18 protein-coding genes are annotated in these 15,290 nt (G+C 60.3%); 7 read left to right on the top strand and 11 right to left on the bottom strand.

The annotated features are described in order from the left end of the window. Both X756_RS138900 and X756_RS138895 read left to right on the top strand, forming a co-directional pair. A complete protein-coding gene (locus X756_RS138900; protein WP_156941422.1) occupies nucleotides 1-684 on the top strand; it encodes a hypothetical protein in 684 nt (227 codons plus the stop codon). A 149-nt stretch (nucleotides 685-833) separates the two neighbouring features. Then, nucleotides 834-1,523 carry a hypothetical protein gene (locus tag X756_RS138895; RefSeq protein WP_156941423.1) on the top strand — a complete coding sequence of 230 codons (690 nt, stop codon included), beginning with the start codon at nucleotides 834-836 and terminating at the stop codon, nucleotides 1,521-1,523. Between the two features lie 31 nt (nucleotides 1,524-1,554). Here the strand turns inward: X756_RS138895 and X756_RS138890 are convergent, their stop codons facing one another. The 5 genes from X756_RS138890 to X756_RS138865 all read right to left on the bottom strand — a co-directional run bounded on the left by X756_RS138890 (nucleotide 1,555) and on the right by X756_RS138865 (nucleotide 4,336). Beyond that, nucleotides 1,555-1,752, bottom strand: coding sequence for a hypothetical protein (locus X756_RS138890; protein WP_023731513.1), 198 nt, complete (start codon nucleotides 1,750-1,752; stop codon nucleotides 1,555-1,557). 301 nt (nucleotides 1,753-2,053) lie between these two features. Beyond that, nucleotides 2,054-2,527 (bottom strand): hypothetical protein, encoded by a 474-nt coding sequence (locus tag X756_RS138880; protein ID WP_023731515.1) that lies wholly within the window; start codon nucleotides 2,525-2,527, stop codon nucleotides 2,054-2,056. 231 nt (nucleotides 2,528-2,758) lie between these two features. Further along, complete coding sequence (locus X756_RS138875) at nucleotides 2,759-3,007, bottom strand: hypothetical protein (RefSeq protein WP_198020073.1); 249 nt, start codon at nucleotides 3,005-3,007, stop codon at nucleotides 2,759-2,761. Between the two features lie 321 nt (nucleotides 3,008-3,328). Next, complete coding sequence (locus X756_RS138870) at nucleotides 3,329-3,904, bottom strand: hypothetical protein (RefSeq protein ID WP_023731517.1); 576 nt, start codon at nucleotides 3,902-3,904, stop codon at nucleotides 3,329-3,331. Between the two features lie 45 nt (nucleotides 3,905-3,949). Continuing rightward, nucleotides 3,950-4,336, bottom strand: a complete 387-nt coding sequence (locus tag X756_RS138865; RefSeq protein WP_198020074.1) for a DUF4145 domain-containing protein — start codon at nucleotides 4,334-4,336, stop codon at nucleotides 3,950-3,952. Nucleotides 4,337-4,857: 521 nt separating this feature from the next. On the opposite strand from X756_RS138865, the gene X756_RS138860 reads away from it, so the two are divergent. From X756_RS138860 to X756_RS138850, 3 genes are all read left to right on the top strand, one after another. Then, the gene (locus tag X756_RS138860) at nucleotides 4,858-5,064 is read left to right on the top strand and encodes a helix-turn-helix domain-containing protein (protein ID WP_156941424.1); all 207 of its coding nucleotides are present in this window, start codon (nucleotides 4,858-4,860) and stop codon (nucleotides 5,062-5,064) included. A 202-nt stretch (nucleotides 5,065-5,266) separates the two neighbouring features. Further along, a complete protein-coding gene (locus X756_RS1000000168175; RefSeq protein WP_023731521.1) occupies nucleotides 5,267-5,839 on the top strand; it encodes a DUF1376 domain-containing protein in 573 nt (190 codons plus the stop codon). 456 nt (nucleotides 5,840-6,295) lie between these two features. Then, entirely contained in the window at nucleotides 6,296-7,306 is a 1,011-nt protein-coding gene (locus X756_RS138850; RefSeq protein ID WP_023731523.1) for a site-specific integrase, read from the top strand. Between the two features lie 180 nt (nucleotides 7,307-7,486). Here the strand turns inward: X756_RS138850 and X756_RS138845 are convergent, their stop codons facing one another. Continuing rightward, nucleotides 7,487-8,068 carry a hypothetical protein gene (locus tag X756_RS138845; protein ID WP_245264586.1) on the bottom strand — a complete coding sequence of 194 codons (582 nt, stop codon included), beginning with the start codon at nucleotides 8,066-8,068 and terminating at the stop codon, nucleotides 7,487-7,489. Nucleotides 8,069-8,125: 57 nt separating this feature from the next. Here X756_RS138845 and X756_RS138840 point away from each other — a divergent pair, with 57 nt between their 5' ends. Continuing rightward, nucleotides 8,126-8,947 (top strand): M15 family metallopeptidase, encoded by an 822-nt coding sequence (locus X756_RS138840; RefSeq protein ID WP_023731525.1) that lies wholly within the window; start codon nucleotides 8,126-8,128, stop codon nucleotides 8,945-8,947. On the opposite strand, the gene X756_RS138835 is transcribed toward X756_RS138840, so the two are convergent. The 5 genes from X756_RS138835 to X756_RS138815 form a co-directional block, all read right to left on the bottom strand. Continuing rightward, the gene (locus X756_RS138835; protein ID WP_023731526.1) at nucleotides 8,948-9,718 is read right to left on the bottom strand and encodes an SDR family oxidoreductase; all 771 of its coding nucleotides are present in this window, start codon (nucleotides 9,716-9,718) and stop codon (nucleotides 8,948-8,950) included. It abuts the gene before it with no gap. A 12-nt stretch (nucleotides 9,719-9,730) separates the two neighbouring features. Next, nucleotides 9,731-10,726: an ABC transporter permease gene (locus X756_RS138830; RefSeq protein ID WP_023697543.1), complete on the bottom strand. Its 996-nt coding sequence runs from the start codon at nucleotides 10,724-10,726 to the stop codon at nucleotides 9,731-9,733. 160 nt (nucleotides 10,727-10,886) lie between these two features. Further along, nucleotides 10,887-11,927 carry a sugar ABC transporter substrate-binding protein gene (locus tag X756_RS138825; protein WP_023684845.1) on the bottom strand — a complete coding sequence of 347 codons (1,041 nt, stop codon included), beginning with the start codon at nucleotides 11,925-11,927 and terminating at the stop codon, nucleotides 10,887-10,889. Between the two features lie 41 nt (nucleotides 11,928-11,968). Further along, the gene (locus tag X756_RS138820) at nucleotides 11,969-12,733 is read right to left on the bottom strand and encodes an ATP-binding cassette domain-containing protein (protein ID WP_023731527.1); all 765 of its coding nucleotides are present in this window, start codon (nucleotides 12,731-12,733) and stop codon (nucleotides 11,969-11,971) included. Continuing rightward, nucleotides 12,730-13,896, bottom strand: a complete 1,167-nt coding sequence (locus tag X756_RS138815; protein WP_023694099.1) for an ROK family transcriptional regulator — start codon at nucleotides 13,894-13,896, stop codon at nucleotides 12,730-12,732. Before X756_RS138815 ends, X756_RS138820 begins: the two co-directional genes overlap by 4 nt. Nucleotides 13,897-14,097: 201 nt before the next feature. Between X756_RS138815 and X756_RS138810 the strand changes: the two genes are divergently transcribed. Next, on the top strand, nucleotides 14,098-15,279 hold the full coding sequence (locus tag X756_RS138810; RefSeq protein WP_023731528.1) for a M24 family metallopeptidase: 1,182 nt from the start codon (nucleotides 14,098-14,100) through the stop codon (nucleotides 15,277-15,279). Nucleotides 15,280-15,290: the final 11 nt, after the last annotated feature.

Below are 15,290 nucleotides of genomic sequence, written 5' to 3' on the forward strand. Positions count from 1 at the left end.
ATGGGCTTCCTGCTCAACTCATTCTTAACGGGGTCTGGCGGCGGCGGTGGATTGCGACCGGCCGGGTCGACCGCCTATCTGGATTTCGTCAACGCCTATTACTATGCGGGAGGCAGCACGCAGGCCATCGCCTCCTTGCTTGGTGGAGGATTCGATAGTGGGGCGATCTCCGGATCCGGGATGCGCATCACGCCCTCAAACGGCAACCAACCCAAGGCAATCGGAGACTGGTTATCCGATCTGGCTGCAGGCCTTGCTGCGGGCTGCACGATCCTGTTCGACATCAATTCGGCGATCGATCCCGCCGGCTTTCTGATGTTCATCGGCGATGGTGCAAACTACGATGTGGCCGACGAGGCCATAATCGCCAGTGCAGACGGTTTTGTCGCCGACTATTGGGATCTATCGCTCAGCGCTCCCATTGCGGGCTCGGGCCTCCATAAAATGGCCATGACGCTGCAACGCGATGTCGGCGGCGGCGATTATGAATACGCATGGTCCAATGATGGCGCCGCAGCCACGACGCAGACCGTGAATTATCTGACGCATCTCGCCAGCGTCGATACCATCCTGTTCGGCCATGACGGCGCGGGCACCGGCAATTCGCTGGATGATATCTACATCCGCTCAATCACGCTGTACCCGGCGAAGATCCCGGCCGATCTGCCGGCGCTGAGCGCATAGCGTCCACAACATTTGTAGGCAGAGAACATTGCGCTAAGTTGTTTTTCACGCCAATGTTGCCTCGCAGCCCCAACGGGAGATGGGTGCTAGCCATCTCCCGCCGGCGGGTGTTGCGCCTACTGGTATGCGGGGTTTGCGGAACGCGTCTCTTGTCAGGGGACACCGCAAACCCTAGCCAGCAATCCCAATCTACAGGCAACCTGACTCCTACGCCTGCTGTGGGTGCCTTTACCCACAAGGTTTTTGCTCCCTTTGCGTTCGCCGAACCGAAACAAGGTGTCAATACCATGTCACAAGGCGAGGACGGTCTACCGGTTTTCCCAATGGAGTTGGTGTCCAGCATTCGGAAGACGTCATTCCGCTACATTTACCAAAGCGACATGGCGACTGCGGAAGACGTTGAAAAGCTGATGGATCTCACCTGGCGCTCGCCAGAAACCAGGAATTTCATCTTCTGGGAGTGCGACAACGGCCTGATTTCCACGCTCCAACAGGCGCTGGATTCCGGCAAAATTGCATTCCCGGAGTTGCAGCGACACTGGCATCGCCATCCGAACCTCAAAAGCGACTTCATTCGCATCATCGGTGAGCAGGAGTTCGAGTGGCGAGACCTCACGGCCAAGTCACTGGAGTTTTTCCGAGGCGAGCTTGAGCTGACCACCGCAGAACGCCGTCGCCGTGACAATCAAGCGCTCGCGAAGGAGATCGCAAAAAATGCGCCGGAAGTCCCGTTGCCATTCGGAGGACGCCTAGGACTCCACCTTAACAAATATTCCACGATCTATACGATCGTCGGTGTCATAGTGACCGTTATCTCGATCGCGCTGGCCTTTATCTGAAGGCAGGCGCCTCTTTTTTACGCTTTAGTTCCTAGGGGGCATTCCCAAGCACATCGCGAAGAGCGGCTTTTGTCCGCTCGTCTTGGAGTTGGGCCTGTTCCTGCCGGTACTCAGCAAAGAACCAAACCTCCTTTGCCGCGAGATAGACCGTCGAAAGGACGATGCAGAAGGCCGCAGCATTGATCAGGCTAGGATTCACCGTCGCCTTCGGTCGTTGTTCGAATCTCATTGGCTGTGCCTTTCCCTCCGCCGGTTTTTCCAGACCTCCGGGTTCTCGGCGCCATCAGGTCGAAGCCCGCCGCGAGCGGAAAGACCAAGATAACTTTCATAGAAGCGCTTCACCAACGGCACCGGGCGGCCTTCGTGAAACGGATCGATCGGAGGAAATCCGGCCTTTCCCTCCAATGTCGGGAGGCGGGTTTCCTTCCATTTCTTAGCGCGCTTCTTTCCTACGATCGCTATCGCTATCTCCATATCGCTTGCGAAGAGCGGGAGGTTGTCGAGTTGACTCCGAAACGTCATCTCGAAGCCTACTTAACGACACGGAATGCGCTCTTGAAGTCCTCGCCCATTGCAAGATTCTTCGGCGGATAAAGGCCCTTGGCGCGCAACGCCTCAACGGTCTTGCTATGCCGCGCGGCGCGCGCGTCATCGTAGAGGATTTCCTCGTCCGGACAGTCGTCAATCCATGCGATGAACTTCTGCCCGACATCGGTGCCGCGTGAGGCGGCTAGGCCGATGGCAATCTGGCCGGCGATCTGGTTGATCTCGTCGCGGCCCATCTTGCCACCCTGGGCGATGCATTGGTCGGAGGCGATCCTTCGAAGGCGGACAAAGGCCATGCGGGTGGCGATCGCCGTCTCGGTCTCGCGGAAGTCCATGCCGCCGGCTCGGCACCGTTGCCGGAACTTGAGCGCAGCGTCTTCGGCGCTCTCAGGGATAAGGCCGATCACCACCGCAATGGCGATCAGTGCGAGCAAGATCATCGAACCATATTCGAGCATGGGAGTTTCTCCCCTGAGAAGTCCGACTATGGCAGGTTTGCCCTGTATATTAAATATGTGAAATGCATTTCGCATTTATTCTTTGCAGCAGCGCCCAAGCATACATCAAGGCAAAGAAAAAGCCGCCCCCTGTTTAAGGGGACGGCTTGGCCATCTCGCCACTATTGGCAGCCAGCTATTTCAGACCGTCGCGCGCCACAATTGGCATTGCGTCTGTCTTACCTTCCGTACTCAGCGATCACGCCACGCCATAAGCGTGACGGCTTGCATACGGCCCGAGCCCTTGAAATGTTCGACGTTCCACACCGGAAAGGCTGGATTCCTCTCACGTAGCAGCTTGGCGGCCTCGGCTAGATGATACTCGAGCGGGTCTTGCATAGGCGCCGCCAAGGTGACGGTGCCGGCGGCGGTCGAGAAGGCCGCCAGGCCGGTCAACACTGCACGGCGGTGCAAATTCGTGTTATTGGTCATAGTAGACATCTGAAGCTTCCTTTCAGCTTTGGTGTCAGCGCATCGATTGAGATTGCCGTCTCAATCGATGCGCGATCATGCACCAATAGAGCGCTGACCGCAAGTCCTTCCAAGAAATAACTCCAATCGATCGCAAGTAACCAAAGGAAGAGATCTCGGTCGTGGCCAGTGAAACGTGCGCATTCAAAGCACTGTCGATGACTAGGGCGGGGAGGGTCTGCACTTTTACTACTCGGCTCTAGACCGGTGGTACCTCCTCGCGTCGAAAAATATTTCAATTGGAGTTTTCTGACGTCAGCGCCCAATTGGCCGCCGGGTCGTCCGAATCGATCACTCGCCACGCTTCAGCTGTTCCCAGTGCGCAAGATGCGCTTCCTTGCCTTCCAGCTTCTCGCCGTGAAGGACGTAGTGCTGGATGAATGTGCATTTCATAACGAACGCCATTCTGATCGTTTTGGGATCGTGGTCCTTAATATCCGGCCAGATGTCCGAAATGACGACTTTGCAGGCCTCCTGCAACTCTGGCACTTCCAAGGAAATTGGTTGTCGAGAATGCGCGCATGCGTTGCGGATTTCACGGACTAGATCGATCAGTTTGCGGTAGGGCTTATCAATAATTCCCATTGAATATGCCATTAGGATTTTGCGTGAGAACGTGGAGACAGGGCCGTCCTGTTCGAACACCGACTTGCGCGCCGTCTCGTCAACCCGAAGCGCCGGCAACTTCTCTAAAATTCTCAATTCGAGCATATCCTCGACGTTCGTTGCTGCCAGGATAATAGCTCCTCGGTCGCTTTCGTTGTCGAGATCGCGAACCGCTCGCCTTGAGTCTTCGTCATCCTCGCCGTCAAATCGACGTTTCGCGTAGCTTTTGAGATTCGCCAGATATGCAGCCTGAGAAACCATCACTATTTGCCCCCAGAGGAAATTGGTAGCCGGAAGCCTCGCCTCTTAGCCCTTGGAGGACGGTTTGCCGGCCGCTGCAAGCTTCGCGTCCAATGCGGCCTTGCGCGCAGCAGCATGTGCAGGTCGGACATAAAAATGTTCGAAGCATTCCTCTAAGACCTCGAGGCACCACTCGGCCTCTGCCGGCTCAACGTCTATGATCTGAAGAGTTGTGACGTCGGTGATTGGATGCGCCGAGAAATTTCCGAAATTGCGTATTCCGTCGACCACCGTGCGAAGAGTGATCGGAATTGCCTTCGTCGTGTCGGTCTCGGAGAGGAGCATATCGATCTCTCTCGCAAGATCCTTTGCCACGTAGCCGTGGGCCCTGAGCACGGCCTGGAGGCACCGTCTGGCGAGCGCCGCCGAAGCCTTTGGACTTATGGTCAGCACCCTACAAGATTCGATATAGTCAGTTGCGATGTTGCGTGGGACTTCCTTCGGAACTGGACCTCTGTTTGCTCCTGCCATTGGCTCGATCAGAGTGGCATTTTGATCACCGTCTGGCGTCGGAATGGCGTAGACCGCCGTAACTCCACTGCATTTTGGGCATACGGTTGTTTGGATCGACCGATGAGGCGGCTTGCCGAGAACCGTGACCTGACTCTCGTTCCACGTTTCGAAAAAATGAATAGAGCAGTGTGGACACTTCATAACTCGCCCCCGACTCGAACTCCAACGATGCCACGAGTTGACAGCCAGTGGGACTCCCCCCGCCACCGGAATAAACAGGAATAGTTAAACTGACAGACGACCGGGCGGCTTTTTCATATCTGGCGAGAATGCTTGGAAACATTGAGGTTTCGATGTGTACCAGAAATACTGTTAACTGAAACTTTCGGGGCTAACCCTTGGTTTTCCAACCCAACAGGCCACATCTCATCGTAGAATGAACAATAACGATGGGGTTTCCATTGAACATACTCTTGTTGCCAGTCGATGCTGGTAAATATCTTGGGCCTGATGGCCATCCCGTACCTCCGAATACGCTGCAGTGGTGGCGGACGAAAGGCAAGGGGCCGAAGTACATCAACCGCGGCGGCCGGATATTCTACCGGCAATGTGATCTTGACGAGTTCATCGAAAGCGGCGTGACCGATCCGAAGGCCGTTGCGCGATGACCGGCGCCGACCACGAGCTCATACGGCTGCTTGTCCAAGCCGAGGGAGCCAGAAGCCGACTTGACGCTCTTCTGAGCCAGCGCGAAGCCGCACAGGAAGGACGGGGGCTGTCCCCTAAGCCTTCCGAGATCGACCGAGCCCGCGAGATGGCAGAGACGGCCGAACGGCTGCTTAACGCGCATGCGCGGACGGCGCGCACCGCATGATCGCGCGTCGGTCGGCACCTTGGTTGCGATTTTTTGTTGCCGATTGGATCGCATGGACGCGCGACCTTAAGGCTACGGAATCCGGAATCCTCATCAATCTCATTGCTCACATGCACCAGCGCGGCGAGCCAATAGCTGAAGATCATTCGCGCCTGGCGCGCCTTTGTGGATGTAACGCGCGCACCTTCGCGCGGACGATTGGCATCTTCCTAAATGACGGTCGAATCATCCGGAGCGACGACGGGGGCCTGTGGTCGGACCTCGTTCAATCCGAAATCGATCACCGCAAAAATGTGAGCGATAAGCGCAGCAAAAATGCTGAACAACGCTGGGGAAAAAGCGAGCAAAATCATACTGAGGTTGATGCAATTGCATACCAGAGTTCAGAGTCTAGAGCAGTAGAGGAAAAGAGGAGCGACTTCGCTTCGCTAGTCGCTACGGTCGGCGCTACGGGCGGGGGCCTCTGCGAGGCCAAAGAATCTTCTCCCTCCGGTCGAAGACCGCCCTTGGATAGTAGCGATCTTGAGACGGATGATTTTGCGATCGAAAAAAGGAGGGTTGTTAGATGATCGACCGGTACAAAAACCTTCCTCTCTTCGAGTGGACCCCCGCCTGCCGGCTGATCACCTTTCCGCCTGGAAAGCAGGTCGGAATAATTCGCCAAGTGGCTGCAAAATGGCTTGGCCATCGTAGTTCGAGGCAGGCCGATGCTTACGCCATTCAAGTCGATGATGAGATTCAGGAGCGCTTCAGCCTACTCGGGATTCTTCCGCTCGAGAGGAAACGCCTATCGGAGGAATTCTGGAACGCCGTCCGGGCTGAGATAACAAAGCAGCGGCCGAGCTCAAGGCCGGGAGGCAGCGCAGCATGACCCTTCCTCGCGCTATGACCCCGAAGATGGTTGCCGATCTCTGGTTTTGCTCTGAGCGCCATGTTCGCAACCTGATCGCCGCGGGCGATTTACCATCTTTCAAATTGGGAGGTAAGTTGTTGCGAATCAGAGGTGAGGATGTGGAGGCTTACGAATGTCGGAATGGAGCATCACACGGCTTAGAGGCGGTCTCGCACTCGCATTCTACAGGGACGGAAAACGTCACCGCCATTCACTCGGAACCAGTGATCCGCGCGAGGCTCAACGCCTTGCGCCATCGGTCTTTGCGGAGCTAACCAGGCCGCAAGGCCGCAAGGTCGCTGACCTTTGGGAGGCCTACCGTCTTGACAAGGCGGGGAAGTCCATCGCCACGACGATGAGCTTTACCGGCAAAGCCGTCCTGCCGCACTTCGGGCATAGGGACGGCGAGGACATCACCAAGGCCGAATGCGACGCCTACACCGCTGCACGGCGCAAGCTAGGCCGTTCTGATGGTGCCATACACACCGAGTTGGGCCACCTGCGGACGGTGCTCGTGTGGGCCCTCAAGAAGCGGCTCATCGGCTTTGCGCCCGAGATCGAACGCCCAAAGAAGCCGGCGCCTAAGGACAGGTATCTGACTCGAGATGAGGCAAAGCGGATATTGGCCGCTGCCACGCTGCCACATGTCAAACTGGTCATTCATCTCATGCTCGGCACGGCGGCGCGAATATCGGCCCTTCTCGAATTGACTTGGGATCGTGTCGATCTCCAGCGGCGCGTCATCTACTTGACCGATCCGGACAACACACAGAACCAGAAAGGGCGAGCAAACCCGCCAATCAACAACACGCTTCTTGTCGCGCTACAGGAGGCGAGCAAGGGCGCCCTGAGTGACCATGTGGTGGAATGGGCCGGCGACCGCATCAAGTCGGTAAAGAAGGCCGGACTGCAGGATGTCTCACCGCATGTCTTCCGTCACACCGCCGCTGTTTGGATGGCTGAGGCGGGCGTTCCTATCCCTGAGATCAGCCAGTATCTCGGGCACAGCAACATCGCAATCACCTATCGCGTGTATGCGAGGTACAGCCCAATGCACCTGCGCAAGGCCGCCAGTGCTTTGGAATTGGGAATTTACGAAGTTCCCTCTGGCACGCCTGAACCTGCAATGAAGAACACAGGATGAACGTGGCGCCGAAAACACCCGTTTACGAAGGGCTCTATTCCCAGCGCGCTGCGGCTTTCAGAAGGGGTTAGAAAGTTTACACCGAAGATGTCGGCGGTTCGAGCCCGTCATCGCCCACCAAGATCCCGGATTCCGGGCGCGGCCTCAAAGAGCCGCACCCCCTTTCATGCCGGCACCAGTCTACTTCCTGATGTAGCAGGTCTTCTTCGCACGGGGAGCGGGATCTTCGTCAAAGGCATCGTTGCCGCAGCGCACGCCGTTCCTGAATACGCCCTGGACGTACTGGCCACGCGCCCCGTATCTCACCAATTTGCGGCCACGGAACTCGCAGAACCGCCCCTCCGAGGCGCAGGCCACCCATCTGCCGCCGCCCTGGCCGTAGTCGTCATCGCCGTAATTGTCGTCGTCGTCATCATTGTCGCCATAGTCGTTACCGCCCCCGCGCCTCACGATGTAGCAGGCCTTGTCGCGGCCAGGCGCCGGGTCGCCAAAGACGCGATTCGTACACGGCACGGCACGACGATCGATGAAGCGCGAAGTGGTCTGCCCGCGCGCGCCGTAGACCACTTCCGAGGGGTAGGGCAGGCGGCAGATTTCGCCTTCGTCGGCGCATCGCTGCATCCGCTGGGCGGATGCGGTGGCTGGAAAAAGAATAGAGACGGACGAGGCCAGGCCGACCAGGCAGATGAATGTAAACGTCATCCGGATCAAAGCATTGAAGGTTTTTGACACGATTTGTCTCCCGTTCGATTCGACCAGCATGGTACAGCAGCCTTGTTAAATACACGATGAACGAAAGCCCTCCGGGAAGGCAGGACAATGATGGATCATCCAGGGCGCCTGATGCTGCGGTTGCTGTTCGCATTGGCAATCGTCGGCACTGGACGCTTCGCCTATGCAGGGAATGCGGGCGACGGCGTCGACCAGCCGGCCGCCAAGGCCGCCTTGCTCAAGGCCTATCCCGGACTTTTCACCATCTCGGGCAATGTGCTGTCCTGGACCGACGGCACCACGATGATGTGGGACGACGGCAAGGCGCGCGACGCCGACGCGCTGCTTGAGAGCCCCGACATCGAAGACATGTTTCGCTACGTCTATCCCAGAGCAGCCGAGGGCGCGCTGGTCCCGGCGGAGGATTTCGATCCCGGCCGTATCCGCAATGAACCTTTCTTCGAGAAGCTCTACGGGGCAAGTGCCGCCGAGGTGGGCAAGCACATCGCCAACGTCAAATGGTTGCCGAAGCTCGGCAAGAAAACCGTGCAGGTGACCAAGGTGTTTGGCATCAACGACCGGCTGGGCAAGGTCTCCGCTGCGCTCGAGGCGGTGCCCGCGGAGCTGAGCCGTTATGGGCTCAAGCCAGGCGGCGGCTTTGTCTGGCGGCCCATCGCCGGCACGGACCGGTTGAGCGTCCACTCGTTCGGGGCGGCCTTCGACATCAATGTCGGCTTCTCCGACTATTGGTACAACAACAGGAACAAAACCAACCCGAAGGCCCACATTCCCTTCAAGAACCGGATTCCGCTGGAGATCGTGGAATTGTTCGAGAAAAACGGCTTCATCTGGGGCGGGCGCTGGTATCACTACGACACCATGCACTTCGAGTACCGGCCTGAGTTGCTGCTGTACAAGAAATCCGGCTGATCACGGCGGCAGCAGCCGGAAATCCTTGCCTTCGGGGAGCAACTGGCCGCCGTCGACGACGATGGTGGTGCCGGTGATGTAGCTGGCATCGTCGGAGGCGAGGAACAGGAAGGCGTTGGCGACGTCGCGCGGACTGCCGAGGCGTCCGAGCGGGATCGAATCCTCCATGTTCTTGATGTAGGCGGCGCCGCGATGCAGCTCGATCGCTTCGGTCAGGATGTTGCCGGGCTCGACGCCGTTGACGGTGATGCCGTAGCCCGAAAATTCCAGCGCCGCCGAGCGGATGAAGCCGTTGATGCCGGCCTTGCTGGCGGCATAGTGGCCGTGGCCGGGGCTGGTGACGTGCGGACCGGTGATCGACGAGGTGTAGAGCATGCGCCCGTAACCTTGCACCTTCATCGGCGCCAGCGCCGCCAGCGTGGCGTTGAACGTGCCGCGCAGATTGACCGCCATCACCCGGTCCCAGTCGTCCGGGCTGGTGTTTTCGATCAGCTGCCAGGGATAGATGCCGGCATTCTGCACGACGATGTCGAGGCGGCCATGGCGGCTCAGCGCCAGCGCCACCGCAGCTTCTGCATCGGCCATTTGCGAGATGTCGGTGCGAATGAAATCCGCGCCGAGCTCGTCCGCGGTCGCCTGGCCGGCTTCGGCCTCGCTGTCGGCCAGGACCAGCCTTGCGCCTTCCTCGGCAAAGCGCAGCGCAATGCCCTTGCCGATGCCGCGTGCGCTGCCGACGATAAGCGCGACCTTGTTCTCAAGCCGTCCTGTCATGCCAGCCGTCTCCTATGCCAGTCTTTGGCGAATGGTTTGCTTGAAGGCGTCGAGCAGCACGGCGGCGAGCACCAGCAGGCCATGGATCACCTGGGTGAAATTGGCCGGCAGGCCCATCAGGTTGATTGCCGTGTTGATGGAGGAGAGCAAAAGCACGCCGGCATAGACCCCGGGCAAGGTGCCGACGCCGCCTTTCAGGCTGACGCCGCCGATGACGACGGCGGCAAAGGCGTTGAACAACAGCCCGGTCCCGAGATTGGCGGTGGCGCCCGAGGTGCGGATGGCGAGCAGCCAGCCGGCGAGGCCGGCGATGGCGCCAGCCAGCACGAAGGCGATGATCAGGTTGCGGTTGACGCGGATGCCGGCGCGGAAGGTCGCTGTCTCATTGCCGCCGATCATTACGAGGTGGCGGCCGAACGGCGTCTTGGCCATGATCAGCGAGAACAGGACGAAACAGGCGACGGCGATCCAGGCGGTCAGCGGCAGGCCCGCCAGCCGCTGGATGCCGAACCAGCGGATGGCCGGCGCCAGATCCTGTGCCGAGCGGCCGCCGGAAATCACCAGCACCAGGCCGCGCACCCAGATGTAGGACGCCAGCGTAATGATAAAGGCGCTCATCTTCACCTTGACCACCAGATAGCCGTTGAAGGCGCCGATGAGGCCGCCGACGGCGAGCGCAACCAGCAGCGAAACCGGAACCATCAGCCACTGCGGATTGAGCTGTATGCCCATACCGATGCCCGACGAGCAGAACAGGATGCCGACGGTCATGGCGCTGAGTGCGGCCACCGATTCTACCGACAGGTCCATATGGCCGGCAATGATGACCAGCGACAGGCCGATCGACATCACGCCGAGAACGCTCGAGGCCTCGATGATGTTGGCGAAGATGCCGAGCTGGAAGTAGTTGGGGACGAAGATGGAAAAGACAACCAGCACAAAGATCAGCATGAACCAGACGAGGTTGTCGAGGACGAACTCCAGGGCTTTGCGGCTGCGCGGGTTCATGGGCTGATCCGGTTGGCGCCCCCGAGAAAATCAGGCTGAGAAATCAACTCGATTTCGTCGGGTTCAGGCGCGGGTTTAGGTTCGCCACGGCGTCCTGGGTCGCGGCGTCGTGAATGGGCAGGCTCCGGGCCGCAATGGCCCGGAGCGCTTCGCTAGGCGACTATTCGACAGACTTGATCGTGTCCGTCGGCGGCTTCTGGTTGCCCCAGAAGGCCGGATTGTCGACGTTTTCCTTGGTGATGGCGGCGCCCGGGATCTTGATGTTGGGGCCCCAGCTCTCCTTGGTCACGGTCGACTTCAAGCCGAGCACGTCATACTCGCCAGGCTTGATTTCCTGCTTGCCGGCGATCTTGTCCATGAACATGGCGACGGCTGCGGCCTGCGCGTAGAGCGGTTGCTCGACTTCGACATTGAGCCAGCCCTTGCGGATCAGGTCGAGACCGACCGGAGCGCCGTTCGAGCTCATCAGCATGACGTCGCCCGGCTTCTTGCCGGCGGCCTCGAGCGAGGCGACGGCAGCGACCGACAGATGCGCGGCATGGCTGAAGATCAGGTCGATGTCGGGGTTGGCGAGCATCTGGTCGGCAACGATCGTGCCGGCATTGCTGGCTTCCCATTGCATGGCCGGCAGCGAGATGATCTTGACATCAGGAAACGCCTTCAACTTCTCCTCGAAACCCTTCTGGATGTCGAGCGTGTAGGGATCGCCGGGATCGCCGAGCACCTGCAGGATCTTGCCCTTCACCGAACCGTTCTTGGCGGTCAGAAGTTTTTGCGCCTGCTCGGCGGCGACGTAGCCGATCTCGACCGTGCCCGCGACCGACGTGAAATCGGACGGGGTCGAGGTGATCTGGCGGTCGAACTCGACCACCGGGATGCCGGCCGCACGCGCCGCTTCGATGGACGGCTTCAGCGCGTTGAAATCGACGGCGGCCAGGATGATCGCCGCCGGCTTCAGCGCAATGACGTCGTTCATCTGCGATTGCTGCGCGTCGGTCTTGTTGTCGGCGTTGAGTGTTTTCACCTCATAGCCGACCTGCTTGAGGAACAGCTCCAGCGCGCTCACCGAGCCGGTCTGGAATTCATCGAGCAGGGTCGGGACCATATAATAGACGGTGCCCTTGGTCTGGGACATTGCCGGCGTGAGCGAGGCAAGAGCCAGTGCCAGGATACCGAAGACAAGAACCAGTATTCGCTTCATGTCGTTCGCTCCTCTTTTATACCGGACCCCTCTTTTGTCCCTCAACCTGCCGGTCCGGCACCGGCAAGCGTCTCACCGGTGATCATGTTGATCACCGCATCGGGACTTGTTTTGTTGCGTGCGACATCGCCGGCCACGACGCCTTGCCGGATCACCACGATCCGGTCGGCGACCTGGAAAGCCTGTTGCATGATGTGGGTGATGATGACGACGCCGATGCCCTGGCTGGCCACCTGGCGGATCATCTCGAGACCGCGCCTGGTCTGCTCGACGCCGAGTGCCGCGAACGGCTCGTCAAGCAGCACCAGCTTGCCGCCCCAGTGCACGAAGCGGTTGAGCTCGATGGCCTGGCGTTGGCCGCCCGAGAGATGCTCGACATTGGTGCGCAGCGACGGGATGCGGGTGCCGGCACTTGCCAGCGCCTTGCCGACCACGGCCTCCATGGCGCGCTCGTCGAGGATGGGGACACCGAGAACCTTGCGGGTGATTTCGCGGCCCATGAAGAAATTGGCGACGACGTCGACATTGGTGCAGAGCGACAGGTCCTGGTAGACGGTCTCGATGCCGGCAGCCTTGGCCTCGGCCGGCGTTTTCGCCAGGAATTCCTTGCCCTCGAACAGCATGCGGCCGGAGCTCGGCTCGAGGCCGCCGGCGATGATCTTGACCAGTGTCGACTTGCCGGCGCCGTTGTCGCCGAGCAGCGCCACGACTTCGCCCTTGCCGATCGAGAAGCTGATGCCCCTCAGCGCATGAATGGCGCCGTAATTCTTGGTGACGTTTTCGAGTACCAGCAGCGGTTCGGTCATGCCGCCACTCCCTTGCTGTGCATGAGGTCGGACCGGCGCTCGCGCTCGGCAATGAACATCTGGCCGAAGCGCGGCGACAGCACGCCCGAAACGGCTAATGCGGCAGCGCCGCGCAGCACCGAATGCTTGCCGCCGGTCGCCACCGTCACGCGCGGTGTCTTGCGGTCGCGCCGCGCCGAGACCGAATTGGGAAGCTGTCCCGCCGCGCCGACCAGCTTTTCGAGCAGGTCGGTGGGCGCAAGCCCGCCGAGGATGACGGTTTCCGGGTCGAACACATTCTCGATGGTGACGATGGCGTTGCGGAAGATCGGCGCGATCTCGGCCACCCAGGCGGCGTCGCTGATGTTGCGGCGGCGACGTGCTTCGAGCGAGAGATACCGTTCGAGGCAGCCGCTGTTACCGCATGGGCAAGGCTCGCCACCGGGAACGGCAGGGATGTGTCCGATTTCGCCGGCATTGCCCCAGGCGCCGCGCATCACCGCGCCGTCATGCACGATGACGCCGCCGAGGCCGACGCCGAAATAGAGGTAGTAGTATTCGGAATAACCGGAGCCGAGACCATAAAGCCGTTCGCCCATGGCCGCCGCCGCCATGTCGGTTTCGAAGAAGGCCGGCAGCCCGGTCGACGCCGCCAGCCGTTCCGGCAGCGCGACATCCTTCCAGCCGGCCATGGTCGTCGGGCCGACGAAGCTCATCGACTCCACGCCGAACGGTCCAGGCAGCGCCATGCCGATGCCGAGCACGCGTCCGCCGGGCCGCAGCGCGGTCAGCTCGGGCACCATCGCGCCGATCAGCTCGAAGGCATGGTCGGGCGTCGCATGCGGCGCCTCGCGATGCATGCTCTCGATGACATCGCCGCTGAGATTGATGAGCGCCGCGTCGATCCCCAGCGGGGTGAGGTGGACGCCGACGGCATAGCCGCCCTCGGGGTTGATCCTGAGCGTCGCCGGCGGCAACCCGCGTCCGCGCGGCTCTTCGCGCAGCGACAGCACATAGCCATGCTCTTCGAGTTCGCGAACGATGGTCGATACGGTCTGGACGGTGAGGCCAACGCGGCCGGCAATGTCGCCGCGAGCTATGGGACCGTGAAGGCGGATGGACTCCAGCACGATGCGCCGGTTGTAAGGCCGCCCGAACTCCTGATTGGTTCCCCGCAGTGCCATGTCCCGCGCCCTTTAGGAAGGCCAAGACTTGCACAGGCAATTTATTCAGTCAAATGGAATTCAAAAATAATTCGGAATGGTTCCCAGACGCGGTGCAGGACCTGTCCCATGCGCCGCGCTGGCCGATTGCAGCCGGGCTGAAACCACCGCAATGGTGAATGGGCGTGGGGCTCGCCGGCCAACAATCCAGCAGGAAAACCGATGATCGAATTGCCTTTTGCGCGCGATGAGTACCAGCGGCGGCTCAAGAAGATCCGCGCCGAGATGGCGGCGCGTGGGCTCGAACTGCTGGTCGTCAACGATGTCGCCAACCAGCATTACATCACCGGCTATGACGGCTGGTCGTTCTACACGCCGCAGGTCGTGCTGGTCCCGATCGAAGACGAGGCCGAGCCGGTCTGGATCGGCCGCGCCATGGATGCGGCAGGCGGCTTGCTGACGGCCTGGATGAAGCCGGAGAATGTTGTTGGTTTTCCCGAGGACCATGTCCAGCGCGCCGATCGCCATCCGATGGACTGGATAGGGGCCTGGATCGTCGCCAAGGGCTGGGGCGCGAGACATATCGGCGTCGAGCTCGAAGCCTATTATTTCTCGCCGAAGGCGCATGCCCGGCTGATCGCTGGCCTGCCCAATGCGAAATGGCACGACGCCGATCTGCTGGTGAACTGGATCCGCGCCGTGAAATCCGCGCCGGAAATCGCCTACCTGCGCAAGGCGTCGACCTTGGCTGAAGCAGCTGTCGCGCGGGCCTTCGAAGTCATCGCGCCAGGCGTACGCGAATGCGATGCGATTGCCGCGATCCAGGCGGCGCAGATTGCCGGCAGTCCAGACTTCGCCGGCGACATCACGGCACTTCCGCCGACGATCCTCGGGGGCGAGAATGCATCGGCTCCGCACATCATGTGGAGCGACCGGAGGTTCGGCAAGGACGAAACGATTGCGCTCGAACTTGCCGGTGTCTGCCGCCGCTATGCCGCAGGCCTCGCCCGAACGATGCAGCTCGGCAAGACGCCGGCCCGTGTCGCCGACACGGCAAAGGCGGTGATCGAAGGCATGGATGCGGTGCTCGACGCGGTCAGGCCAGGGACCACAGCCGAAGCGGTCGAGGCCGCATGGCGCAAGGTTATCCAGCGCTACGGGCTGAAGAAGGAATCGCGCATCGGCTACTCCATCGGCGTCGCTTATCCCCCGGATTGGGGCGAGCACACGATCAGCCTGCGGCCCGGCGACAAGACCGCGCTGCAACCCGGCAACGTCCTGCACTCCATTCTTGGCATGTGGATGGATGGCTGGGGCATCGAGATCAGCGAGACCATTCTGGTGACCGAGACCGGCCATGAGACGCTGACCAAATTCCCGCGAGACATCCATGTCAAATCCTGACCGGTCAGCCA

It is taken from the genome of Mesorhizobium sp. LNJC405B00 (genome assembly GCF_000502615.1).
GTDB lineage: Bacteria > Pseudomonadota > Alphaproteobacteria > Rhizobiales > Rhizobiaceae > Mesorhizobium.